We start from the raw sequence: 25618 nt of genomic DNA, 5'->3' as shown, positions 1-25618 counted from the left end.
ATGAAGTAGGCTAAGAAATCATCGACCAGTGGTTATCCCATTGAATTCCTGACTGAATTTTTTTCTTCTCTTCGGGTGAATATTGCGTGATCACGCCGCCAGCCCCCGAGCTAACTCGGAAAAAGCCGTTCTGAACGACGACACCCGAAGCGTCTGGCAATGAGGCCAATTCAACCATTTTTCTGGTTTGCTTAGACCAGATTCCATAGCAGTTTCCGCGAGGTGATGTTGCCAAGATCCACTCATCGGTTGCCGCAATACTCGCGATGTAGTGATTGAACCTTGCCCACTGTTCCGGTTCCCCTTCAAGCGGGATCATTTCACCACCTTGAGTATGCATTGCCAAAAGAGACGGATACTCATCAGGCTCACCACGGTACTGCTGACCGCAAAGAACCGTTTTAGAACCATCATGGGCAAGATGACGAATGCTTAAATGGTGATCCGGTAGAGAAACTTGTTCGGTCAGTTCACCGTTCGAGTTCAGGTAACTTAAGCTAGGTTTCATGGTTGCAATATTAAGCGGCTGTCGGCCATTGGTATGAACGCCGCCAACACCAATTGCCAGAGAGCCATCTGGCATGGCAATAACTTCATGAGGCCCGAGGCCAAAGTTGGTAAACTCTGCCACCTTGTCGTATCCAGCCAGCACATCGTAAACACCAATAATCCCTCGACTGGTACCACGCTCACCTTCTGTTGCATACAGCCACTTACCGTCGTTTGAATACACGCCATGACCATAATAGTGACGATTGGAATGGGCGGCTGATGATTTGATCACTTCACCCGTCATGTAATCAAACACAACGAAAAACGTACCCGGACGACGAGCAAACGCCACCGCATGGTTAAGTTTCGCGTTTGTTGCGACTCCATGCCCTCTTGCAGGAAGAGGAACTTGTCTTATCGGGTGACCAAACTCATCTGCGACCACCGCAGAGTACTTGTCTCGACCATATAAGGAGCAACCGATCAGTGACGGCTGACCCAATGTCTCGGACGTGCTCGCGCAACCGAAAGGCAGCAAAGGCGCAGCAGCGCCAAACAGCGCTGCCTTGAGAAGGTTTCTTCTTGTGTTATCAGTCACCATCAGTTGCGTTAAACCCTATTACGACACCAAGTTCAATCGCCACTTCTTCGTGGATAAGATACTTCAACTGCTCCAGCTTATTGTATTGAGCGTAGGCTTTGCGATAGCCCTCTTTTGTCTGCAGCATGTCAAACAAGCTTTCATCGGTCGGCCACGTTTCCAGTGCGGTATCAAACTGCTGAGCAATGCTGTCAGCAAGTTGTACTTTTCCACGCTCACGCAGCAGTTTATCCAGCCCATTTCCGCCCGCTAAGTACAACGCCTGCATCGCTTCAATGTTAGCTTTGAGATTCTGCATGGAAGTTTCTGATCGCCAAGACTCAGCGAAATACGGTCTTGGTTTACCAAAGTTAGCTAAAGGGCGACTCATCTTTTTCATGCTGTATTCAAGCTGATTAGAAAGAAGAGAAATGTACTCGGACGTCCATGCTTTTTCATCCAGATCAACCCAAGGGTTAGTCTCCCATGCCGTAGCAATGGTCTCAGCATTCGCGGCAATGTTCTCTGCGATTGCAATACCGGTTTGGCAGGTAGCTTGTGATGAACTCAAAGAAGAGGCTTGATCATACAACAGCCATTCTACCGAGCCTAACCCCTGAACCGTCACGCTCTGCTGTGAAATTTGCGCTTGCGTCCAAGTCTTGCTTTGGCCCGTCAGTGCAGTCATCTTGCGACCCGTCGTATTTTTCTTGTCTGGCCAAAACTGAATATTCCAGCTCTGCTCAAGTGCCTTTTCAGGCCCCCTTTCCTGCCCTTGTAGTGCCATCCAAGCAACCATGGTTTGATGCCATTGTGACTTCAGTGACTCCAATTCCGTCGCGTCCGCACAATAAGCTGCCATTTGAGCGGCCAGCTTATCAGCTTGATTTGAGAAAGTGTGCGCTGCGGCAAACTCTACTTGATAAACCCCCTGACTAGGATGAGAGGTTTTCTGGGCGACAGGCCCTGTGCTGCTGGTTGACTGACAGCCAGCCAGTAGCATCATCGAGGCAGCCAGTGCGGATAAAGAAAAGATCTTCATCGTGATTCCTTACAATGAATTCAAGAAAGCGATCAATGCATCGCGCTCTTTTTGATTGAACTTGAGAACGGTTTGTTTCGCCGGCTCAGCTTCACCACCATGCCACAACACCGCTTCCATCAGGTTACGTGCTCGGCCATCATGAAGGAAATAAGTATGGCCGTTGACTTCTTCGGTGTAACCGATGCCCCATAATGGCGCAGTTCGCCATTCACGTCCATTAGCCAAATACTCAGGCCTGTTATCTGCAAGTCCTTCACCCATATCATGAAGCAGCAAATCGGTGTAAGGATGAATTTTCTGATTCGATAAAGCTGGCAGGCCTTCTCTCTTCATAGTTCTGACTTCGCTCTTATGGCAGCTATCACACCCTGCTTTGGCAAATAACTTCTGCCCAAGCTTAACTTGCGGATCATTCATATTACGACGAATCGGTACGGCTAAGTGCTGAGAATAGAATTCAACAAAATCGAGAATGTTGTCGCTTACTTCGGGAGCTCCACCGTTTGGTAATTCAGCACAAATAGATTGCTTTGACGTGCAGTTTTCATTCGGGAACAGGTTGCTGGTCAGGCCAACATCACCGTTAAATGCCGCAGCATTTTGTTGCATCAGCGTGGGTTGCCCAGACTTCCAGCCAAAGCGACCAATGGAGAAATCATTCTTCTGTACATCCCAAACTATGTTCACCTTACCTGAGATACCATCGCCATTGGCATCATGTTCATCTGCCCAAGTTTGCAGCGTTTCATCAGAAATACTTTCTAATAGCCCCAAGCCAATCATTGGCGGAGCAACGCGTGCAGAAAATTGGGTATCTGGGTGCATCTCGCCATAACCTAAATCTATAATTTTCAGGTTTGGTTTACGTAGCACCACTTTTGTACCATCGGTAAAGGTCACTGGTACATCTGTGTATGTAATGTTGATCTGTCCTTCAGGAGTTTGATCCTGAAGTGAAAAGTCTTGTAGCTGACCACCATACGTTGGTTCAGGGATCACACCGTCTTTGATGAAAGCTTTTTTCTGCTCTGGTGTCATCGCAGGAATACTCAAACGCACTAGCATGGAAACGGCATGAATGTCCCCTTCTTCTGGTGGGTGGCCACGACCATCTTTAATATGGCAGTTTTGACAACCATTGGTATTAAAAAGAGGCCCTAAGCCGTCACGGGCATCAGTAGAAGCCGGTGCTTGTACCCATGGGTTACGGAAAAAACTGTTACCAACACTGAAATCCAGTCGCTTGGACATTGGCAGGTTTCCAGCCGGCAAAGAGTATGCATTGGCACCCTCTTTCTTAACCGCTGTACCGCCGCCAGATTTCATTTCATAACCAGAAACAGAAGCACTCACCAGTATTAGAGAGGCTAATATGGACTTTTTATACAACTTCATACCAATAGTTCTCGGGTAAAGACCAACACTTTGTTAAGAAATATTCTCATTAAAAGTGTGGTTATATAAACAGCAAAAGGGCTCACTAAGAGCCCTTAAAATTAATTAATTGTTTTTAGAATTCGTGGTCAGCTGTATCAGGGTTCAGGCTGTTGATACCAACGATTTTTGCCGCACGTTCGATAGATGAAGTCTGAGCAACTAGAGACATGATTGTCTCGTTTACTAGCGCGTTACCTTGTGCATTGCCTGCTGCAATTAGCTGGTCAAAGTACTGACCGTTCTTTTCAGCAGAAGTGACAAGTTGACCTACTTGAGAGCGTGTTACGTCGAATTGCTTCTGGATCTCTTCCGCTGCTGCTTTATCTTTCTGAGCTACAAGATCTGCGATGCTAGGACCAGATAGAAGCGTACCGTCTTCACGCTTGTACAGACCAGTGTATACGTTGTAGATCCCCTGCTCGTTGTAGTAGTGAGAGTTGTGCGTGTTGTCAGAGAAACAATCGTGCTCATCTTCAGTAGAGTTTGCTTCTAGAGCGACTTTCATACGTTCACCAGCAAGCTCACCTAGAGATAGAGAACCCATGCCGAATAGCATTTTGCGAAGGCCATTGTCCGCAGAGTCGTTGAGAAGTTCTTCACGGTAGTTACCTTTTACATCTGAAGACCACTGCTTCTCCATCCACTGTAGATCTTGAACCAGTAGATCAGCCGCTGCTTTTAGGTACTCACCACGACGGTCACAATTGCCATTAGTACAACCTTTACCAACAACGAAGTCAGTGTAAGCACGCTCACCAGCACCAGCGTTAGTGCCATTTAGGTCTTGACCCCAAAGCAGGAATTCAATCGCGTGGTAGCCAGATGCAACGTTCGCTTCAGAGCCACCCACTTCGTTCAGATCAGCAATCGCTTCTGGAGTCAGCTGTGCAACGTCAAGTGTAGTTGCACCAATCGTTAGCTGCTTGTTTGCAACGATATTTGCGCTCGCGCCTTCGTTACCTAGCTCATATTGGTAATCCGTTGATACGTAGTCGATAAGGCCTTCATCAAGAGGCCATGCGTTTAGTTGGCCTTCCCAATCATCAACAACCGCGTTACCAAAACGGAATACTTCAGACTGTTGGTACGGTACGCGAGAGTCCAGCCAAGCTTGTTTTACTTCAGCAAGTTTGGCTTCAGATGGAGCAGCAAGGAAAGATTCGATAGATTGGTCTAGTGTCTTAGCAGTAGTTAGTGCATCGGCAAATACTGCGTGAGCAACATCTGCGTAGTGTTCTACCACTTGCTCTTTTGTCACGTTCGCTGCAAAAACAGAGCTGCTAGCAAGAACGAGAGAAGTGGCAACAGAGCGCGCTAAAAGTGATTGTACATTCATTGAAAAGCATCCTTGTTGAGCTTAATAATTATTCTGCAAAATAAGTGCTAATTATTCTCATTTGCACTCATAGTCGCAGATAATACAAACTTACATTTTTTTTGCAAGCGCTATACAAAAAAGCCTCACAAAAGTGAGGCTTTTATCAACATAGGGTATTCAACGGGTTACAGCTTTAGATCGTGCTTACCATGCGAGACTTTGGCTTGAAGGTATCCCTCGTTGCCTTCTTTGACATGAGCTGAAGTATTGACAGTGTCTTCAATTTCGATGCCATGCTCTTTCAATTCACGGATCTTTTTCGGGTTATTAGTGATTAGACGGATCTTATCAACGCTTAATGCTTTGAGCATCTGCGCGGCTTCGGTGAAATCACGCAAGTCATCACCAAATCCTAGATGATTATTGGCTTCATAAGTGTTCATGCCTTGGCTTTGTAGCTTATATGCGTCAATCTTATTATATAAGCCAATACCACGACCTTCTTGGCGAAGGTAAAGAATAATGCCACCAGACTCTCCCATCTTATTGATGGTTTCATCCAATTGTTCACCGCAGTCACATCGAGAAGAATGGAACACGTCGCCTGTCAGACACTCTGAATGTAAACGAACTAAAGGGCTGGACTGGGTCTTATCGGCTTGTTTGAAAATGACGGCTACGTGTTCCTTGTCGGTCTTCAGTCCTTTAAACGAAAGAAGCTCAGCTTCTATGTCACTGTTTTTACCGACTTTAAAATCTACTCTGGCTCTAACTTCCGCCATATCCCTACTCACTTGAATCTTGCTATCTTCTATTTCTATCATTTTAGAAATCTCTTATGTGACTAACTATGGGGATTGATACCCGATAAATCAATGGTCAGATCACTTTTTGTTATAATATAACAATTTAATTTTGAGGCAATAAAAAACCTCAGCGAATTTCATTCGTGAGGTTCTTTATAAAACTGGGTGAGTAGGGTCGTTAGTGATTCTGTTTTTTCTTCCAAACAGAAAGTTCAATCCACAAAGCTTCAAGCACTTGAAGTTCTTCTTCGGTCAATAGAGAAAGAGTGGGCTTAGTCTGCGGCAAAGAGTAAGCCTGTAATGAGCTTATTTGAGCATAAAAATCTTTGCGTAATTGAGAGATATTTGTATCCACTACTATTCCCTAAGTCTCTTTCTATAAACCGATATAAATTGGTGACTCAAACCATTTGTCTCAAAAATGATAGCAAATTACATAAATTGCGCAAAGGTATGAGCTAATTTTGAGTAATAAATCACATTTTATTTGCTAGCTATATCTTTATAATTCAGCATATTACTTGATCAAATTTGATCTTTTAAAAGAGCTCTACGTAATCCAAATGATCATCATCATTCGGACCTGCTCTTCCTAAGATGAGATCTTCATAACACTCAATTCGGTTACGCCCATTCTCCTTCGCACTGTACAATGCAGTATCCGCATGACCTAAAATCGTCGGCAAGTACTCATGCCGAGAGATCGCACATACACCGCAGCTGAATGTCATACTATTAACTCGTGGGAAGCGGAATGCCTCTATATGTCGACGAAAGCGATCAAGTTCATTGATCACTTGCTGTTTTTCCTGAGGAGGCAGCAGTAAGACAAATTCCTCACCACCGAAGCGAAATAACTGAACTTGCTCTGAAAAAAAGTTCTGTAGTTGTTGAGAGAACATCAGTAGCACTTCATCTCCAATCATGTGCCCGTAGGTATCGTTGATGCACTTAAACAGATCAAGATCAATTATCGCAACCCATGCCTGCTCATCCGCTTCATGGCCAGAGGCCAAATTAAAGCTATGAGACAACCTTTCTTCTAATGTTTTCCGATTGAGTAACCCAGTTAATTTATCCCGCTCACTCTCATGTAATACAATTAAGTAATTGCGATAAATCTTTGAAAAACCATCGATAAGAAGTTCAAATTGAGATGGGTCCGAAGTGGTTTTTATCTCTAACAACGCTGAGCTCTGCTCAGAAATAGGGATCGGGCACTGACAAACATACTGAGTGTTATTGAGTTGGTTAATAGTCAGCACACTATGACTATGCTCGTGGCTATAACATTGCTCAGGTGCTTGATCATATGTCCATTGGTAGTCATTACTCTCACCATGTCGATAAACACTCGCAACCACAATAGAAGTACTCGATAAATAATGAACAAGACGAATTGATTCAATGGGCATCATTTCTAATAAGGTGGCAACGAGGCAGTGGCCAAGAGATAAAGAATTTCTTTGCTCAGTGATTTCGACAACAGAGTTCAGAATCTTATCTTCCATCAACAAACCTAACCAGACTTCATTAACTAAATTCATTATAGACGTTAATAAAAATAAATGAGTTTTATTGCATATAATAAAGATTCAAGGAAGCAAACGCGCAATCACAAGGAGAAGACTATGTTCCTAGTCAGGTTGGTTTACACCAGTACCATCGCTAAGGGAGTGACTGAATCAGACATTCAAAACATTCTTGATGTGGCAAGGAAAAACAATTCCCTCATTGATGTGACAGGCTTACTTTTGTTCAATCGCAATTACTTTTTGCAATGTCTTGAGGGTTCAAGGGCGCAAGTTAATAAAATCTACCATCAGATCCTTAATGATCCACGACATGAGAATATTCTATTGCTGGACTACTCCGAAGTCACTGAACGAGAATGCAGTGAATGGAGTATGGGGTATATCCCAGAAGTCAACGCAACCATGCCCATCCACCTTAAGTATTCAACCAACTCAAAGTTTGAACCATACAGTTTGTCTGGCAGCAGTGCTCATAAACTTTTGCTTGATCTACGTAATGTAGTCACGGTTGTTTAGCGAATAAAAACAAAGCAGCCAATTGGCTGCTTTGTCTAGTCTCGATGCCCAAGTTTTACATTACCTTCTGAATCAAACCACAAGGCCTCTTTACGTCTACGGCCAATAAGAATAGGCCCATCATCGTAAAACAAAAAGTTTTTCCAGTGCTTCTTAAATACACTCCACTTGGTTTCAATAACATTGTACTTTTCGTAGCAAAAATAAACCGTAACATCGTCTTGCCAGTCAATGAATTCTGCAACTCCCTCGGGCAATGCTTCTTCATCCGACTCCCAGGCCGCCATCCAGTTCACATTATCTTTCCAGTTGGACTCTTTCATTGGCCAATCACCCGAGCTTAAACGCTCTGAGTCTGGGCTTTGAGCACTAATATTATCTTTCCAAAGCTGCGCAGCACGAGCCTGCGTCATGGGTTTTATTTGCTCTAGTTCCTGTTCTGGCACAGGCATAGATTGATGAGTGAAAATCCATTTTCTTTGGTATTCATCCAAAGTGAGATACGACATTCATTTTCCTCGTAATGGCATTCATTTAAACTTTGAGCCAGCCTTTTTGGGTGGCTTCTTCAATGATTTTCTGTGCTTTATCCCATAAAGCTTCTGAGCCATATTCTATTTTTCTATTCACCGTCAGCGCCTGTTCACGGGTTACTCCGTGTTCAAGCCAGCTCTGACCATTATTGTGGTAATTAAGCAGCATAGGAATGAGCCTATCCAAAGCTTTACCAAATTTGGCATCTGCCGATTCTGCTCGCTCAAACTCTAGCCAAAGATCAAGCAGTTCTTGTCCTTGCTCTTTTGGTAACATCGCAAACAATCGCTTTGCAGCTGCAAGCTCTTTCTCTTGCTGAACTTGCGATGCCGCAACGTCGTATACGAAAGTATCGCCAGCATCAATTTCCACTATGTCGTGCAATAACAGCATCTTAACGACGCGCGCAATATTCACCGGCTCATTAGCATGTTCTTCCATTAAAATTGCCATCAAAGCAACGTGCCAGCTATGTTCCGCACTGTTTTCAAGACGCCCCTCCGCACTTTTGACTCGAGTACGTCTCAAAACCGATTTCAGTTGATCCAGCTCCATCAATAAAGCCAGTTGTTGCTCTAATCGACTCATGCTCAGCCTTCTTTCCAATCCGGGTTAATCAAAGAGGTTAGGTTATGGTCTTCCCATTTTCCATCAATCAATAGGTAATCCTGCGCAAAACCTTCTCGTTTAAAACCAAGACGGTCAAGCACTGCCTCGCTACGATGGTTGCGCGGCATGTAACCCGCCATAATCCGATGAATATTTTGGATGCGAAACATATAGCGAACCGCCATTCTCAACGCTCGTGTCATGACTCCTCGACCCTGAGCGCTCTCACCAAGTGAGTAACCAAGATTGCAGGCATGAAAAGGAAAGCGTGAAATATTGCTAAACGACACCGTACCGAGCATTGCTCCTGACTCACTATCAATGATGATGAGGTAATAACCTAAGCCCATACGATGCAGCTCATTGAGCTTAATCAAACGCTGGGTCCAACCTGATTCCGAAAAGAAAGCTTCTTCCCTTCTTGGCTCCCATTGCTTGAGGTGCTCTCGATTGGCAATGAAGTAATCGGAAATTAGCTGACCGTCAGAGGGTTCAGCAGTACGTAGGATAATATCCCCATCCTGCTCAAATACCTGCTGGGGAGTGCTGATTCGTTCCATTTAGTTTTTTCTTATTCCGTATTCACGTAATTTGTTGGCCACTGAAGTGTGAGAAACATTGAGACGCTTCGCTAGCTTCCGACTTGATGGGAAAGACTGATAAAGGCGCTCAAGAACCTGAGATTCATAATCTTTCATTATCTCATCCAGCGATCCATCCAAATTGATCGTGGGCCCGCTGGCCGTTGGACTTTCAAGCTGAGGAAGGTGGAATAGGTCAATAGTGAGAGTGTCGGAATCCAGCTCTGTCAACGCTCTAAGTACCATATTCTCTAACTGACGCATATTGCCTGGCCACTGGTAGTTAACTAACTGATCCACCAAGGTTTCATCAATATCTGGTTTCTTGATACCCAGCTGTTTAACGTATTTCACAACGAACAAGTCCAATAAAGGGCCAATATCATTGGAACGTTCACGCAGAGCTGGGATATTGAGCGTCAAAACGTTAAGACGGTAGAAAAGATCTTCACGGAAAGACTTAGACTCGGCAAGATCCGCAAGGTTATGTCGAGTAGAAGCAATCACTCGCACATCAACATAAATTTCCTGCTCAGCACCGACACGACGGAAAGTACCATCCTGCAATAGGCGTAGTAATTTAATTTGCAGATGCGGACTCATCTCACCGATTTCATCTAAGAAAACCGTGCCCCCATCAGCTTGCTCAAAAATCCCCTTATGGCCCTGTTCATGATTGAACGAGCCTGGCGCATGACCAAATAATTCCGTTTCTGCCACATCGTCTGGCATAGAGGCACAGCTTAGTACCAAGAAAGGAGAAGCCGCACGATGTGATCGGTTATGACACGCCCTGGCCAGCATCTCTTTACCTGTCCCAGTCTCCCCTTGAATCAATAAAGGCTGGTCAAGCATAGAAAGTTTTTTTGCTTGGCTTATCAGAGCCTTGTGCCGATTTGACACACCTACAAAATGCTCGAACCCCAAATTATTGTGCAGAGGTAGTGAGTCTTCTAGGGCGGATTTTTCTTGCGAAGAGCGAATGATCATAACGGTACTGGCTAGAATCGACTCATTCGATTCATCGGTAATATAGACCGGCATGATCTCCATGCTGTAGTCGAGGCCACTAATAACAATGTTTTCGCGTTGGCGAGTAATTTTACCTTCAGCCCATTTAGAAAAGTTAAAGCTCGGCAGTAGAGTGCTTATCTGGTGGCCAATCATTTCCTCTTCTTCACAACTAAACAAGCTCAATGCAGCATGGTTCGCCATGTCCACATTGCCCTTTAAATCAATCGCCAAAACTGGCTCAGGAAGGTTGTTCAATAGAGAAATGAGTTCCGTGTTATGCCTTTCCATAGGCATGAACTGAATCTTGCGTACGTCTCTTACTCCCGAAATTCGACGTATCTCGGCCATGAGTTCACTAAAAGTATCAAAATCAATATCAGGACAATTCAGGTAGATAATGCCTGTAATGTCGATTTCGATCCCTCGTAAATCAATATTTTTAGAAGCCAGAATATCGAGTAGCTCACGAGTGAGCCCTAATCTGTCTTCACATGTCACTTCTAAACGCACTGATTATATCCCTAGTCTGAGGTGTCAGGAAAAGTTGACAGTAGTTTCCCCTAAGCCTAGATCCTCGTCAAGCAAACCAACATCACCTGCTTCACATTCACACTATTTGATTGTTATGGCGGCGATTTTTTCAACGATCTGCTTTCTTATCGCCCCGAGTTTGACTCTCCTGTCTTGGTGCCACGGAGTTGGTCTCAGCAGCGCCATCGCTTTGATGCCCAATCTTGCTGTCAGTATACCAACGCCCAGCCCCTGACCTGCTCTGGCCGATACTTTCCCAGCAAGATCCATCGACATCAAATCCATACTGGCGTCAACCGCAAGTTCACTGGCACCTGCAGCCGCCATATTGATCAACGTCGCTTTGAACAGCTTCAACCTAGACCAGTATCCAAGCTCTACACCGTAAACATCGGCAAGACTGTCGATCATTTTGAAATTGCGCCATGCCACCAGCAACATGTCGGCAATAGCCAGTGGGCTTATTGCCACTAAGGCGGCTGATTCCGTTGCATGCTGAGTGACGATTTTGGTCGCTTTCTTATCTTGTTCACTCACCACCATCGCGTCATACATGTCGAGCACTTCGGCGTCGCTGTGTGAGGCATTCACACTGTGTGTCCAACGGTCATAACTTGGTGATACTGTCTTAATGCCACTTTGCTTCGCTATAGATTCACAAAACGCTTTACCTTGCCCAACACTGTTGGCTTCTATCAAGGCTTCACTCTGTTCTTGCACAGAAAAGTGATGACGTAACGTTTTAAGCTTCCACAGCTCCTTACCAATTGCCCCGATCCCTAACGCTGCCAGTGTCGACATAAAGCCAGCCCAGCCAAGCGCTAGCCAATCTGCACTTTGAACAGACGTAATAATACTGTCGATGGCTTGCCAACCAACCAAACCAGAAAACGCCATAAGTAACCCGCTCGCTAACCATCGGCGCCCTGTTTTAGGTCGAATCACCTGTTCCAGCTTTTCTTCTGCCTCGCTTTGCGTTTCTTTTGAGTTGATTGCCGTTGGTATAAAGGTTTCTTGTTCTTCAAACTGCATTTGGGAGGTCAAGTCCGGGTCGCTGCCCATAGGCTCTTGCTCCAATGTTTGAGTGAAGACTTGTTTTTGCTTTAGCTTTGCATCTTGAGAATCGGTCATTTCAGCTTGTCTCCAATCAGGTATTCCAGCGCTTTATCAATACGAATATGGGGCAGAGGATCGTCTACCGAGCTAGGGAGTGGCCGGAAAGCGGTAAATTCGAACCCTTCATTTTGCCAGAAACTCTTCTGAGGCAGTTTTTTCGGAACTTCACCAGGAAAGATTGTCAGTGGTTGTTCATCAAGGGTTATGCCCTGAATTGCCGGCACCGATTCAGTACCACGATTGATGAAACCTGTTTTAGTTGCCTGAATAGACGCCATGGAGATACAACTCATTTCGATGTTCTCATAAGACGCCGTTTGCCAAGCGGGATGTACCATCTGCTGCAATAAAGAAACTAGATTTGGATGCTGCTCTGGCGTGACATGATCGGCCTTAGTCGCCGCGAACAATATCTTATCGATTCTCGGGGCAAATAATCTCTTTAACATATTGCTTCTGCCATAGCGGAAGCTGTGCATGATCTGCTCAATCGCATGGCGCATATCGTGGAAAGATTCGTAACCGGCGTTCAATGGTTGTAAGCAATCAACTAATACAATTTGACGGTCAAATGTCGAAAAGTGATGCTTGTAAAACGCTTTCACAACCTTTTGCTGATACTCCTGATACCGCGCTTTTAGCATGGCTAAATTAGAGTCTTTGCTGGCTTTGTCCTCTTGTTCGAAACGACAAGGAAAAAACTGCAGCACGGGGGCTCCTTCAAGCTCACCTGGCAAAACAAATCTTCCTGGTTGCACCCAGTGCAATCCCGCATTTTTGCAATCATGCAAATACTGGGTATAGCTTTGAGCGATCGCCTCAAGCTCTCTTTCGTTGACGTCATCTGCTAGGTTTAGTTGTTCAAGTTTAGCTAACCACTCTTGTGCCAACTCTCCACGCTGACCTTTTAGAGCCGCGAATTGCGTCTGTGACCACTCATGAAAACTCATATCCAATAAAGGGAGATCCAGTAACCATTCACCGGGATAGTCAATGATATCGATGTGCAGCGTTGATGTGCTGCCAAACAACTTTTTGGACTTTCTCGTCGGCTTGTATTTCACTGCAAGACGGATTTCACTCACATCGCGAGTCGGCTCGGGCCATTTTGGCGGCTGCGTGAACACATGCTCCATCGCTTCATCGTAGGCAAAACGTGGCACCATCATATTGGCTTGGGGTTCACGCTTCGCACCCACTAGGCGCTTATCGCGTGCTGAAACCAGTAAAGGAAGATTGTCGTGAGTGGAAGTGTGCAACAACTGATTCACCAAGGAGCTGATAAACGCCGTTTTCCCCGCACGAGATAAACCAGTCACCGCGACACGCACATGGGAATCAACGCTTCGATTAATAAAATCATTCACTTCCTGAGTAATGCTCTTCATTGACAGTCTCTTTGTTTTGAAAACATATCCATCCTAATCATTGTAATCTTAATGAAAGATGAATAAAAAACCTCTGATAATAATCAGAGGCTTAGTTATTTTCAGCGTAGATGGGAGGTACTTTTAGTCATCTTCTATCAACTTGTAGATCACGAATAAAGCTATTTCCAGTAAAACAAACAACGCGCAAGTAATGGTGACGTACTTCTGATCAAAGATGCTGATCCCATGCAGAATAAGATCGTAGCCGACAAATACACCGATCACTGCGGCAATAACCAGCTGTAGGATTTGAATAAATCGAGGCATGAATGCTCCTGAGGTTCTCCAACATAAAAAGCAGTATATAAAAAAAGGTGCATTATCTTCTGCACCTTTCATCAAATATTTGCTATGTAATTCAGCTATTTCTCATCAGCCTTAGGCTTGAGATTCCATTTCTTGGATTTTCACTTTCCAAGTATCCGGGCCGATTTGGTGTGCATTAGCACCATTCGAGTCAACCGCAACCGTGACAGGCATATCTTCGACTTCAAACTCGTAAATCGCTTCCATACCCAGGTCTTCAAATGCCACAACGCGTGCTTTTTTGATGGCTTTTGCAACAAGGTAAGCCGCACCACCAACTGCCATCAGATAAACCGCTTTGTGCTTTTTGATCGACTCAACCGTCGCTGGGCCACGCTCAGCTTTACCTATCATGCCCATAATGCCAGTTTCTTCCAGCATCATATCAGTGAACTTATCCATACGGGTGGACGTTGTTGGGCCAGCTGGCCCCACTGCCTCATCCCCCACGGCATCGACAGGACCGACGTAGTAGATAAACTTGCCTTTAAAATCGACGCCTTCTGGAAGGCCTTCACCATTTTGCAGCATAGTCTGAATACGCTTGTGCGCAGCATCACGGCCGGTCAGAATTTTTCCTGATAGTAGAACGGTTTCACCCGTTTTCCACTGCTCTACGTCTTGCTGAGTGACTTCGTCCAAGTTCACACGGCGTGTGTTTGCCCCCGCTTCCCAAGTGATATCCGGCCACTCTTCAAGTTTAGGTGGAGTGAGATCCGCAGGGCCTGAGCCATCGAGAGTAAAGTGTACGTGGCGTGTCGCCGCGCAGTTTGGAATCAAGCACACTGGCTTAGAAGCGGCGTGCGTTGGTGCTGTTTTGATCTTCACATCGACCACAGTTGTTAAACCGCCAAGGCCTTGTGCACCGATACCCAGTTTGTTGACACGATTGAAAATATCAAGACGTAACTCTTCTTCAGCATTTTCTGGACCACGTTCGATCAACTCTTGAATATCAATATGCTCCATCAGAGATTCTTTCGCCAATACCGCTGCTTTCTCGGCCGTCCCGCCAATACCTATACCCAACATTCCCGGTGGACACCAGCCTGCCCCCATGGTTGGCAGTGTTTTCTCAACCCATTCTGCAACGTCATCAGATGGGTTAAGCATCACCATCTTGGTTTTGTTCTCAGAGCCACCACCTTTTGCCGCAATCTGAATTTCAACTGTATTACCCGGAACCATATTGATATGAACAACCGCTGGCGTATTGTCCTTGGTATTGATTCGTTTACCTGCTGGGTCAAGCAGAACAGACGCACGTAGCGGGTTGTCTGGATTAGTATAGGCCTGACGAACGCCTTCATCGACCATCTGTTGCACCGTCATATCAGTAGAGTCCCACTGAACTGCCATACCGATATTCACAAAACAAGTGACGATTCCGGTGTCTTGACAGATAGGTCGATGACCTTCTGCCGACATTCGAGAGTTAATAAGAATCTGAGCAATAGCGTCTTTGGCCGCTTGGCTCTCTTCTTTGTGGTAGGCTTCTTCAAGGGCTTGAACAAAGTCTAGAGGGTGATAGTAAGAAATATACTGAAGTGCATCAGCGACACTGCTGATCACATCTTGCTTGCGAATTACCGTCATTGCATGCCTCGTTATAGTTATGCTTCCTTTAACACCGCCGTATAAACGCCAGTTTTATATTCTTGCTTGTCACCACAAGTTTAGAAGACTGACACTATCTTTTTATTATAAAACGTCACTGTAGCGGCGATAGTTGGCAATATGATACTCTTGGTTCTCCTCTCTTGCTATGCAGTGAACGATCTCTTTGTCACAAATTAAACAAATGAATAACAACACACCAAATTGCTTAGAAATCAAACCCATTAATTACCATGCTGAACTTTCAAAGCAGCTTTTCAGCCATATTGAGGACAAGCCATGGGCAATGTTGTTACGTTCTGCATCCGAAAACCACATTGACAGCCGATTCGACATTTTGGTCGCTGATCCGCTGGTGACACTTACCACCTGTAGTGACATCACAAAGATAGTGAATCCTGAAGGACAATTTGAGTCTGACCAAGACCCTTTTATGCTTTTAGAGCAACAGCAGAGTCAATGGCTACCAAGCCAAGAATACAAAGGTGAACTACCTTTCATTGGCGGTGCACTAGGGTACTTTGCCTATGATTTAGGCCGCCGAGTTGAAAAGCTGCCACAAATGGCGGAGCACGACCTCTCGACACCCGATATGGCCGTCGGCGTTTATGAATGGGCTGTAGTGATAGATCATAAAGATAAACAAGCATTCGTCGTTGGCGAAAATATCGAGCGCCATTACGATTGGCTTCTATCTCAATCATCTAAACAGTCGCCGCCATTTGCCCTCATCAGTCCTTGGCAGTCAAACATGACAAAACAAGGTTATCAAGCGCGCTTTGAACAAGTCCAAGAGTATTTGCGCTCAGGAGACTGCTATCAAATTAACCTCGCCCAGCGCTTTAAGGCAGAGTATTCAGGGAGCGAGTGGCAAGCATATCAAAAACTGGAAGCGTATAACAAAGGACCATTTTCGGCTTTCGTTCGCACTGAACACAGTGCAATTCTTAGCGTCTCACCAGAGCGTTTTTTGCAAGTCCATGATCGCCTCATCGAAACAAAGCCGATCAAAGGCACTCGGCCAAGGCATCAAGATGCTGAGTTGGATGCTGCTTCAGCACAAGAACTCGCACTAGCAGAGAAAGATCAAGCAGAAAACCTGATGATTGTCGACTTGCTGAGAAACGATGTAGGACGAGTGGCGAAACCGGGGTCTGTTCATGTACCAAAACTGTTTGATATTGAAAGCTTTCCCGCAGTGCATCATCTTGTCAGTACAATACGAGCAGAATTAGATACTCAGTATTCATCTGCGGACTTGCTTCGTGCCAGCTTTCCCGGTGGTTCAATCACTGGGGCCCCTAAAGTTCGGGCCATGGAAATTATTGAAGAGTTGGAACCTCATCGGCGCAGTGCCTACTGCGGGAGCATTGGCTACATCAGCCGACATGGAGCCATGGATACTAGTATTACCATTCGTACGCTCATTGCAGAAAACCATCAAATATACGTTTGGGCTGGCGGCGGCTTAGTCGCGGATAGTGGTTGCGATGCGGAGTATCAGGAAACGTTAGACAAACTTTGCCGTATTCTTCCGATATTGGAGAGTTAAGCCCATTTTTCCAACATAAGCTTGAGATCTTTGGCGGTATACGGTTTGGTGAGAATATCATCCATACCACATTGGATGCATTTCTCGCGCTCTTCCAACGTTGTCCCAGCCGTTAAAGCAATAATTGGCAATTTAAATTCTTGCTCGCGCAAGTAGCTGGTCGCTTCAAAGCCGTCCATTTCTGGCATACGACAATCCATAAAGATAAGGTCATAACGGCTTCCTAATGCCGCTTGAATCGCTTCCACACCATTGTTGGCAATGTCAGGCGTGATCGACCATTTTTTCAACATTTGATTGATGATGACTTGATTCATTCTGATATCATCCACTACCAAAATAGATAGGCTTTCAAGTGGCTTAGCGTTGGTATGACTTTCGGCTTTGTTGGGTATTGACTCTTGCTCTGCAACTTTGAGGGGAATAGACACCTTAAACTCGGTACCCACCCCTTTTTTACTAGTAAAGTTAATCTCACCTTCCATTAAATCAATCAGGTTTTTGCAAATAGCTAACCCTAAACCTGTCCCTTCAAAGTGGCGTTTTGCGGTTCTGTCGGCTTGAACAAATGGATCAAAAAGAATCGGCTGCGCAGCCTCAGGGATACCTATTCCGGTATCTTTGACCGATACTTTTAAGCTATTTTCAGACCACAGGACTTCGACAGTTACAGAACCTACTGAGGTAAATTTGATGGCATTACCAATAAGGTTAATCAGAATTTGGCAAATACGGTCAAAGTCACCAATAAGTAGAGCAGGCACTTCTGAGGAGGAGTGAATGGAAAATTGCACCCCTTTTTCTTTCGCCTTATTAACGAACACTCCCTGAAGCATTTCATTGAGATCAACCCAAGCAAACGTCGACGGAATAAGATCCATCATACCCGCGCTCATTTTGCTGAAATCAAGAATGTCGTTAATGATGTGCCTTAAAAAATCACCGGTATGCGAAAGGTTAGTCAACAAAGTGCGTTGCTCGTCATCCAGAGAAGTGTCGGACAGTAATTCAGCACTACCCAGTAATCCATTGAGCGGTGTTCTCAACTCATGATTGATCATCGCAACAAATTCTTTCGTTGATCTCTCTGATTCCTCAGCCCTCGCTCTGGCTTCCTGGTTACTAGTTAACATGATTTGTCGGCTGATGGCACTGCAAAGTAAGTCCGCAACCAGGCGCATCTGACTCACAATGAACTCAGCGTCTATATCGTGGTCTTTTGTCAGAACAGACAGTTCCCCAACCACTTGATGATCGACTTCTAAGGGCAGTGACACTCTTTCGTCTTCCCAATAAGCATAGGGTTTGATCGCATCGATATGCTCTCGTTGAACACAACCAAAATGACTGTCATGCACCGTTGACACAACATCTGGGACAATATACAGACCAGATTTGGTCAGCGCGGAGGAAGAGTCTAAGCGCTCAAGAAGACTCGAAAGCAAACCATCATCCAGTGTCCGGCTTAAAAAAGCACGACCAAAGTGAATTAATGTCTCGTTGATTTGCTCTTCAAAAGCCAGCTTGTGTAAGTCTTTATGCGTCTGCCTTTTTAACTGAGTAAGCACCAGTTTCAGGTGTTCATTGGCTTCATAAAGTTCAAGACTTTTCTGTTCCAATAACAGCTCTGCTTGCTTGCGCGCAGCAATCTCTCTGGCAAGTTTCCGCTCTAACGCAGACTGACTACTCATCTACATTTACCCTACGACCGTCACCTTGAACCTAACATCATTGCCACTTTTATTGTTGTTTTCCATGGCTATATTCAATGATTCATCAAAATGCTGGGCACATCCCTCAATTAAACCTAAGCAAACATGGGACATACATCGGGCGCTTTTGTAATCAAATACCATCTCAGTTTCCGTTTCCGAAATGAATTCAAAGCGTGGCGGGTTGGCGTCCTGATAAAGCTTTTTGACCTCAATATGAATATAATCTTCCACTAATCGGATAAATTGCAGCGAGTTTTTGCACCCCTGAAGACTACTTCGCTCGGGTAAAGATTGGTAAAGATTTTCAAAAACAGACTGACCAAATACGCGCTGTAATTCCTCCGCAGAAATACCTGTTTGCTTACTCAATTGAACAATCAATGCGACCAAAGCTTTATGGTCGTAACTGCCTACAGCCGTGTAAATTCCATCATCACCAACATCTGAAAGCAGTTGGTCAAGTGCATCAAGACCAAACTTCTCTTCGACTAAGTCCATAAATTCTGTGAAGATAATTCCTTTCATATATTGAGCTATCCTTGGTATATGATGGTCTTTCAAGCATGAATCATAAAGTTCAGTTTTTCAAATACACATACGGAGCTAACGTGTTGTCAGAACTCAATAAAAACCAATTAATTCAGAAGTTCCAGCTACAACAAACTGTCGACTACCACCATGAAGCGTTAAAGCGAGTTGCGCATATTAACCATGCCTCTTTACGTAAAGCCTCGGTACTTATAGGGTTTGTTGAAAGAGACGACGGCCTGAACATTATTTTCACTAAGCGAGCCAAACACTTAAAGCACCACCCTGGGCAAGTCAGCTTTCCAGGTGGAAAATATGAACACTGGGACAATTCACTAGCTGACACAGCATTGAGAGAGACTTATGAGGAAATCGGCATTGCACAGCATGAAATCTCCATTTTTGGCCAAATGCCAGAGCTCATCACCATTAGTAAGTTTACAGTGACACCATTTCTTGCTTTTGTGTCCCCCGATTACCAAGCAACTATAGACACCAACGAGGTCGATGAAGTGTTCGAAGTGCCAGCGGAGATTGTCCTTGATAAACGACACTTGCACAGTGAGCGTTTCCAATTCCGGAATCATTCACATCGTGTATTTGGCTTATCCTATGAAAAGCACTTTATTTGGGGTATGACTGCACAAATTATCCACGCGATGCAGAAGCATATCATGCACCAATATTAATAAATCTTAATATCGACCGACATTCACTCACATTAGTTAAACTATTCATCAATAAAGAAAACGTTTTCTTGCGACATACACAAAACATTATCGCAACAATATTAGTTTTTCTAATCTTAACAATTAGCATAAATCACCAGTAGCACATCATTTTCGTGAGCAAAAACCTGTTTTTGACATATCATATTATCACTCGTATCAATTCATGATTTAGATCTATTTTTCGTGCAAGATTTTTATGCAAAATTGCACCCGACTTATTTCCTGTTCCCAAAAATGAGTATCACAAAATGAATGTTACAAATTCGGCGGTTTCAGCCGCACAATCGTCTAGTAAGTTTACTTACAAGGACTTCACTTGGTGTCTATCACTTTTCGGTACTGCTGTAGGTGCTGGTGTACTATTCCTTCCAATCAAAGCAGGTGCTGGCGGCTTTTGGCCATTAGTTATCCTTGCTTTAATCGCCGCTCCAATGACTTGGTTCGCTCACAAATCTCTGGCTCGTTTCGTTCTTTCCGCGAAAAACCCTGAAGCAGATATCACTGATACAGTAGAAGAACACTTCGGTAAAGCTGGCGCAAACCTTATCACTTTTGCTTATTTCTTTGCTATTTACCCTATTGTTCTTATCTATGGTGTAGGTATTACAAACACAGTCGATTCTTTTCTCGTCAACCAAATGGGCATGGAGTCCATCCCTCGCTGGTTGCTGTCTGGTGCACTGATTGCAGCAATGACTGCAGGCGTTGTATTCGGTAAAGAACTAATGTTGAAAGCGACATCTGCGATGGTATACCCACTGGTATTCATCCTTCTTGCTCTGTCTTTCTACCTGATTCCTGACTGGAACAGCTCAATGGTTGAAGTCGCACCGGACTGGTCTGCAATGCCTTCTATCGTTTGGCTAGCCATCCCAATCATCGTTTTCTCTTTCAACCACAGCCCAATCATCTCTCAGTTCTCTAAAGAGCAACGTCGTGTATATGGTGAAAATGCTGTTCAGAAAACAGATGCTATCACCGGCGGCGCAGCTATGATGCTGATGGGTTTTGTTATGTTCTTCGTATTCTCTGTTGTACTGTCTCTATCTCCAGAGCAGCTAGCAATGGCGCAAGAGCAGAACATCTCTGTACTGTCTTACCTAGCAAACGTTCATGAGTCACCACTGATCTCTTACATGGGCCCACTTGTCGCATTCGCGGCAATTACATCTAGCTACTTTGGTCACTTCCTAGGAGCGCATGAAGGTCTTGTTGGCCTAGTTAAATCTCGCTCTGAAGCACCGAAGAGCAAGATTGAAAAAGCTTCTCTACTATTCATCGTTATCACCACTTGGATTGTGGCTATTGTTAACCCAAGCATCCTTGGCATGATCGAAACCATGGGCGCGCCAATGATTGCGGCCATCTTATTCTTAATGCCTGTATTCGCAATGCAGAAAGTCCCAGCAATGGAGAAGTACAAAACTTCTGCACCTGTACAGATTTTCACAACTATCTGTGGTCTTGCGGCAATTAGTTCTGTAATCTACGGAGCACTTTAATCACACTAGTGAATTAAGTGGTTAAACAAAAAATATAACGATAATAATAAGCCTCCCGCTCCCCCTTGGGAGGCTTTATTTTGAGGAAATCGATATGATTAGTGTTTTTGACATCTATAAAATCGGTGTTGGTCCTTCAAGTTCGCACACTGTAGGCCCAATGAAGGCGGGCAAAGAGTTTATTGATGATTTACGTTCAATGGGAAAATTGCGCGACATCACTAAAATCACCGTTGACGTTTATGGATCGCTATCACTGACAGGGAAAGGTCACCACACAGATATCGCTATCATCATGGGTCTTGCAGGCAATACTCCTGAGAAAGTCGATATCGACTCTATTCCGGGCTTTATCGCTCGTGTAGAGGAAACGGAGCGCCTACCTGTTGGCATGCACTGTCACACAGTATCGTTCCCGAAAGATGGCGGTATGAACTTCCATACTACTAACCTTGAGTTGCACGAAAATGGTATGCAAATCCACGCATGGATCGACGACGAAAAAGTGTACTCAAAAACCTATTATTCAATCGGTGGTGGCTTCATTGTTGACGAAGAGAACTTCGGCAAAGAAGAAGAAAACCCGATCAAAGCACCTTACGAATTCACCACGGCGGAAGAACTAGTAAACCAGTGTAAAGAAAACGGTCTTTCAATCAGCACTCTTGTGATGAAAAACCAAGCAGCTCTACACTCTGAAGAAGAATCTCGAACTTACTTCGCTAACATCTGGAAAACCATGCGTGAGTGTATGGATCGCGGTATGAACACAGAAGGCATTCTGCCTGGTCCACTGCGCGTGCCTCGTCGTGCTGCGGCTCTTCGTCAGCAGTTGATGACTTCTGAGAAAACGACGAACGACCCAATGGCTGTTGTAGACTGGGTCAACATGTTTGCTTTCGCCGTCAATGAAGAAAACGCAGCAGGTGGCCGTGTGGTTACGGCTCCAACGAACGGTGCGTGTGGCATTATCCCAGCGGTATTGGCTTACTATGACAAGTTTATCCAAACCGTCACTGAGAAAGATTACATCCGCTACTTCGCCGCTTCTGGCGCGATTGGTGGCCTTTACAAGCGTAACGCGTCAATTTCAGGTGCGGAAGTTGGCTGTCAGGGTGAAGTTGGCGTTGCTTGTTCTATGGCTGCAGCAGGTCTTGCTGAGCTTATGGGTGGTAGCCCTGAGCAAGTCTGTATGGCAGCTGAAATCGCGATGGAGCACAACCTAGGCCTCACATGTGACCCTGTCGCAGGTCAGGTGCAGGTTCCATGTATCGAGCGTAACGGTATTGCCGCAGTGAAATCGATCAATTCCTCTCGTATGGCTCTACGCCGTTCATCGGCTCCGACTGTGTCTCTGGATAAGGTTATCGAGACCATGCTAGAAACCGGTAAAGACATGAACGCAAAATACCGCGAAACGTCTCAGGGTGGTTTAGCCGTTAAAGTTATTTGCTAATTTGCCTCTTTATCCAATTTCAAAGCCCGGTATTTCACCGCAACGTAGTTCACTTAAGAGGAGCCGCGTAGCGATTAACAGGGTATCGGGTCTTTGATATTTTTACCGCCCTAGGCCGATTTGGCTTAGGGCGTTTGTCTATAAAGAGGATAGATAAATCTCCTCGAAGGCTCTTTAAGCGTTTCGGCGTGTTACCTAAAGACTCCGCTTTACTCATCATTTTGAGCTGGCTGGCTATAAATTGGCAAGCGTACTTAAAGCTGATTTCATTAGGTAAGCGTCCGTGTTCAACGGCAGCTTGACTAGCCTCTCGTCTCACCAAGTTATAACCAAGTAATAACCCCCACAGCTCTTGATAGACGAGTTCGACTGTTTTGCTTCTCAACACTAAAGCGTTGTGTTGCATTGAGCTCTTGATGTCACGATAACCTAATTCGATTTCCCATCTTTCATGATAAAGCTCTGCCACAGATTGAGCGTCATACAGCTCTCTAGGAAGCGAGGTAAACACCGTTTTGGATTTACCTTGAACCTCATAACTGACGGCTCTGACTGTCCATTTTTCTGGAAGACGAGGATTCTTTTTACGAGCTTGCGGTGAGACCTTCATCTCCACAAGCATGTCACTGCTTTCTTTATCATCCAGTAGAGTATATTTGACTCCTTTCCTTGCAGGGAGAAGCCAGTGTCTATTTATTCCACTGTTTTGCAGAGAAAGGAGTAAATCTGCACCATAAAAACCTTTATCCAGTAACGTCACTGAGTTGTCTGGTAGAGCGTTGATGAAAGGCATCGCTAGAGGAATTTCACCTCGGCGATACGGGCTTATCGCCGCATCAACGATGACATGAGAGCTAGTCACAACTCTCAATACTGGATGAGGTGTTTGTCTGTTGCTAGACGTATTTCCAGAGCCAAAATGTTCCCTCAATTCTGGTGTGTCAGCCGTTCTAAAAAGAGCGCCATCGACAGCAAAAACTTGTAAGCCTTGCCATGTATCATCAGGGTATCGCTCAAGTCCCCACGTTTTCCCACATTGCTTAAACAGCCATTCGGGTGCTGCTTTGCCTAAGCGTTGTCTTGCTTGGGTTAAGGCGCTCTTTGCCAATAGCTCTTCATCAGCCAAACCGTCAGCACAGACGTTCATTCTTCGAGCGACTTCGGCAATGGGTTCATTGCGGAAAAAAAGCCATACCCACAATCAGCCACAACACCATATCGCTCGGTAATCGGCGTCGACGGATAGTCGCTTTATCGGACAGTGAGGCTGCTTTAGCTACCCACGCATCGGGAATGTGTTCAGAAAAGGTGGTGAGTTGGGCAACATCAACAGGGTTTTCTTCAAGGAAATCGGCAAAGAAGTGTTGAATAGACATAAAAAATCGGAAACCTATAAACAGATTTCCGATTGTCTCTCATCATAAGGATCGGTCAACCGATCCTTATCTGATCTACATTGCGGTATTTCACCGGGCTTTTTCATTAAATAACCTGTGAGACCAGCAAGAAACTACCAAACAACAAAGAGAACATCAGCATTATAGCGCCTCCCTCAGCGGTGTATCGCGTCGTTGCGGTATTTGCCAATCTGACTTTATACACCATCGTCAGTGGCACAAATACAGCCAGAAACACCAAAATGATACCGGCGTAACTCAGTACCGCCAAAAACTTATCAGCGGCCAATAGTGCACCGACAAGAGGCAAGATAAACGTCATCACATATGTCACTACGCGATTTTGTCCGAACATATCGCGGTTTTGGTTAAACAGAGACATCGCCACACCAAAAAATGACGTCAAAAGTGCAAGCCCAGTGAATACAGATAATATCGTACCGATCCAAGGTGAGTGATATTCAAACGCAATAATAAGTTCTGAGACATTAGAAAACTCGCCTAACTGCTCTGGTTGTAAGTTACCCACAACCGCAAACAACCAGCACAAGTAACAGATCAAAGGAATCACAGAACCAATAATCACCATGTTTCGCAATTGCTGATCTGTCGCTTCATGGTTGTAGGAAACAAGAGAAGGAATAACAACCATAAAGCCAAAGCTGGTAAACAGAACCGCACTAGTCTTGATCAACGCAACTTGATCATGATTCATCACCTGCATCAGATTCGTTAGGCGAAAATCCGGTAGCAGGAGTATTAAACTTAAACTCAAGCTGGCAATCATAATGAAAAACAGCGTGCGATTGAGCTTGTCAATGACACCTGTACCGCAAGCGATAACCGCGCCAGCAATAAGCGTGAAGAGGATCTGAGTTTGGCTTGCAGAAAGCTCAATGCCAATCGCACGAGTCAGCTGACCGACAAGATCAGCAGCGCCAAGAATATAAGCCATTAATAGACAAATTAGCAGAGCGTATAGAAGCAAGTTTGTCACTAATTGCCCTACTTTTCCTAACGTTTGGCGAGCCACTGAGTTAAGACCAAGGCCACCGCCTGCCTTTAACGTCGCTTCAAGCAACAACAAAGCCGCATATGTGGTGCCGAAGCAAATAAAAACCATTAGTAAGGCTCCATACCACAAACCAAATTGTGCCAGAACCATAGGAATTGCGAGCATACCAGCACCGAGCGCGGTACCAGAAATAATCAGGGAACTACCAAGAAGTTTAGTATTCATATTTTCGTATCTATTTTGAAAGTGAAAAGA

23 protein-coding genes and 1 pseudogene are annotated in these 25618 nt (G+C 44.8%); 5 read left to right on the top strand and 19 right to left on the bottom strand.

The features are described 5' to 3' along the window. Positions 1-10: 10 nt before the first annotated feature. The 7 genes from CTT30_RS05845 to CTT30_RS05815 form a co-directional block, all read right to left on the bottom strand. Positions 11-1093, bottom strand: coding sequence for a DUF1513 domain-containing protein (locus CTT30_RS05845; RefSeq protein ID WP_252036313.1), 1083 nt, complete (start codon positions 1091-1093; stop codon positions 11-13). Continuing rightward, positions 1083-2114 carry an imelysin family protein gene (locus CTT30_RS05840; protein WP_252036311.1) on the bottom strand — a complete coding sequence of 344 codons (1032 nt, stop codon included), beginning with the start codon at positions 2112-2114 and terminating at the stop codon, positions 1083-1085. The genes CTT30_RS05845 and CTT30_RS05840 overlap by 11 nt, the downstream gene beginning before the upstream one ends. Before the next feature lie 9 nt (positions 2115-2123). Next, entirely contained in the window at positions 2124-3512 is a 1389-nt protein-coding gene (locus tag CTT30_RS05835; protein WP_252036310.1) for a di-heme oxidoreductase family protein, read from the bottom strand. A gap of 115 nt (positions 3513-3627) precedes the next feature. Then, on the bottom strand, positions 3628-4890 hold the full coding sequence (locus CTT30_RS05830; protein ID WP_239836572.1) for an imelysin family protein: 1263 nt from the start codon (positions 4888-4890) through the stop codon (positions 3628-3630). A 167-nt stretch (positions 4891-5057) separates the two neighbouring features. Continuing rightward, positions 5058-5696 (bottom strand): GTP cyclohydrolase II, encoded by a 639-nt coding sequence (locus CTT30_RS05825; protein WP_239876908.1) that lies wholly within the window; start codon positions 5694-5696, stop codon positions 5058-5060. A gap of 160 nt (positions 5697-5856) precedes the next feature. After that, complete coding sequence (locus tag CTT30_RS05820; RefSeq protein ID WP_239836574.1) at positions 5857-6033, bottom strand: hypothetical protein; 177 nt, start codon at positions 6031-6033, stop codon at positions 5857-5859. Positions 6034-6217: 184 nt separating this feature from the next. Continuing rightward, positions 6218-7189, bottom strand: a complete 972-nt coding sequence (locus tag CTT30_RS05815; RefSeq protein WP_239868495.1) for a GGDEF domain-containing protein — start codon at positions 7187-7189, stop codon at positions 6218-6220. Positions 7190-7309: 120 nt separating this feature from the next. On the opposite strand from CTT30_RS05815, the gene CTT30_RS05810 reads away from it, so the two are divergent. Further along, positions 7310-7729 carry a BLUF domain-containing protein gene (locus CTT30_RS05810; RefSeq protein WP_239868492.1) on the top strand — a complete coding sequence of 140 codons (420 nt, stop codon included), beginning with the start codon at positions 7310-7312 and terminating at the stop codon, positions 7727-7729. A gap of 35 nt (positions 7730-7764) precedes the next feature. On the opposite strand, the gene CTT30_RS05805 is transcribed toward CTT30_RS05810, so the two are convergent. The 8 genes from CTT30_RS05805 to CTT30_RS05770 all read right to left on the bottom strand — a co-directional run bounded on the left by CTT30_RS05805 (position 7765) and on the right by CTT30_RS05770 (position 15446). After that, positions 7765-8238 (bottom strand): DUF2947 domain-containing protein, encoded by a 474-nt coding sequence (locus tag CTT30_RS05805; RefSeq protein ID WP_252036308.1) that lies wholly within the window; start codon positions 8236-8238, stop codon positions 7765-7767. Between the two features lie 25 nt (positions 8239-8263). Beyond that, complete coding sequence (locus tag CTT30_RS05800; RefSeq protein ID WP_252036307.1) at positions 8264-8851, bottom strand: HD domain-containing protein; 588 nt, start codon at positions 8849-8851, stop codon at positions 8264-8266. Positions 8852-8853: 2 nt separating this feature from the next. Further along, positions 8854-9432, bottom strand: a complete 579-nt coding sequence (gene rimJ / locus CTT30_RS05795; RefSeq protein WP_252036306.1) for a ribosomal protein S5-alanine N-acetyltransferase — start codon at positions 9430-9432, stop codon at positions 8854-8856. Continuing rightward, a complete protein-coding gene (gene tyrR, locus CTT30_RS05790) occupies positions 9433-10977 on the bottom strand; it encodes a transcriptional regulator TyrR (protein ID WP_252036305.1) in 1545 nt (514 codons plus the stop codon). It abuts the gene before it with no gap. 102 nt (positions 10978-11079) lie between these two features. Further along, entirely contained in the window at positions 11080-12129 is a 1050-nt protein-coding gene (locus CTT30_RS05785; protein WP_252036304.1) for a YcjF family protein, read from the bottom strand. Further along, entirely contained in the window at positions 12126-13502 is a 1377-nt protein-coding gene (locus tag CTT30_RS05780) for a YcjX family GTP-binding protein (protein WP_252036303.1), read from the bottom strand. Before CTT30_RS05780 ends, CTT30_RS05785 begins: the two co-directional genes overlap by 4 nt. A 123-nt stretch (positions 13503-13625) precedes the next feature. Further along, a complete protein-coding gene (locus CTT30_RS05775) occupies positions 13626-13811 on the bottom strand; it encodes a hypothetical protein (protein ID WP_239868477.1) in 186 nt (61 codons plus the stop codon). A gap of 111 nt (positions 13812-13922) precedes the next feature. Beyond that, a complete protein-coding gene (locus tag CTT30_RS05770; protein WP_239836585.1) occupies positions 13923-15446 on the bottom strand; it encodes a fumarate hydratase in 1524 nt (507 codons plus the stop codon). Between the two features lie 205 nt (positions 15447-15651). On the opposite strand from CTT30_RS05770, the gene pabB reads away from it, so the two are divergent. Further along, positions 15652-17019 (top strand): aminodeoxychorismate synthase component I, encoded by a 1368-nt coding sequence (gene pabB, locus CTT30_RS05765; protein ID WP_252036302.1) that lies wholly within the window; start codon positions 15652-15654, stop codon positions 17017-17019. Here the strand turns inward: pabB and CTT30_RS05760 are convergent. Then, on the bottom strand, positions 17016-18710 hold the full coding sequence (locus CTT30_RS05760) for an ATP-binding protein (RefSeq protein WP_252036301.1): 1695 nt from the start codon (positions 18708-18710) through the stop codon (positions 17016-17018). The genes pabB and CTT30_RS05760 overlap by 4 nt on opposite strands. Positions 18711-18716: 6 nt before the next feature. Beyond that, the gene (locus CTT30_RS05755) at positions 18717-19259 is read right to left on the bottom strand and encodes a heme NO-binding domain-containing protein (protein ID WP_239876902.1); all 543 of its coding nucleotides are present in this window, start codon (positions 19257-19259) and stop codon (positions 18717-18719) included. Between the two features lie 38 nt (positions 19260-19297). Here CTT30_RS05755 and CTT30_RS05750 point away from each other — a divergent pair, with 38 nt between their 5' ends. From CTT30_RS05750 to CTT30_RS05740, 3 genes are all read left to right on the top strand, one after another. Then, on the top strand, positions 19298-19951 hold the full coding sequence (locus tag CTT30_RS05750; RefSeq protein ID WP_252036300.1) for a CoA pyrophosphatase: 654 nt from the start codon (positions 19298-19300) through the stop codon (positions 19949-19951). Positions 19952-20241: 290 nt separating this feature from the next. Further along, positions 20242-21495, top strand: coding sequence for an aromatic amino acid transport family protein (locus CTT30_RS05745; RefSeq protein WP_252036299.1), 1254 nt, complete (start codon positions 20242-20244; stop codon positions 21493-21495). 94 nt (positions 21496-21589) lie between these two features. Continuing rightward, a complete protein-coding gene (locus CTT30_RS05740) occupies positions 21590-22951 on the top strand; it encodes an L-serine ammonia-lyase (RefSeq protein WP_239836591.1) in 1362 nt (453 codons plus the stop codon). A gap of 49 nt (positions 22952-23000) precedes the next feature. Here CTT30_RS05740 and CTT30_RS05735 read toward each other — a convergent pair. Both CTT30_RS05735 and CTT30_RS05730 read right to left on the bottom strand, forming a co-directional pair. Beyond that, a pseudogene (locus CTT30_RS05735) lies at positions 23001-24327 on the bottom strand (IS4 family transposase). A 106-nt stretch (positions 24328-24433) separates the two neighbouring features. Next, positions 24434-25588, bottom strand: a complete 1155-nt coding sequence (locus tag CTT30_RS05730; RefSeq protein WP_252036298.1) for an amino acid permease — start codon at positions 25586-25588, stop codon at positions 24434-24436. Positions 25589-25618 lie beyond the last annotated feature (30 nt).

Source organism: Vibrio coralliilyticus (assembly GCF_024449095.1).
Taxonomy (GTDB): domain Bacteria; phylum Pseudomonadota; class Gammaproteobacteria; order Enterobacterales; family Vibrionaceae; genus Vibrio; species Vibrio coralliilyticus_A.
This window is presented reverse-complemented; position numbering and strand designations above follow the sequence as displayed.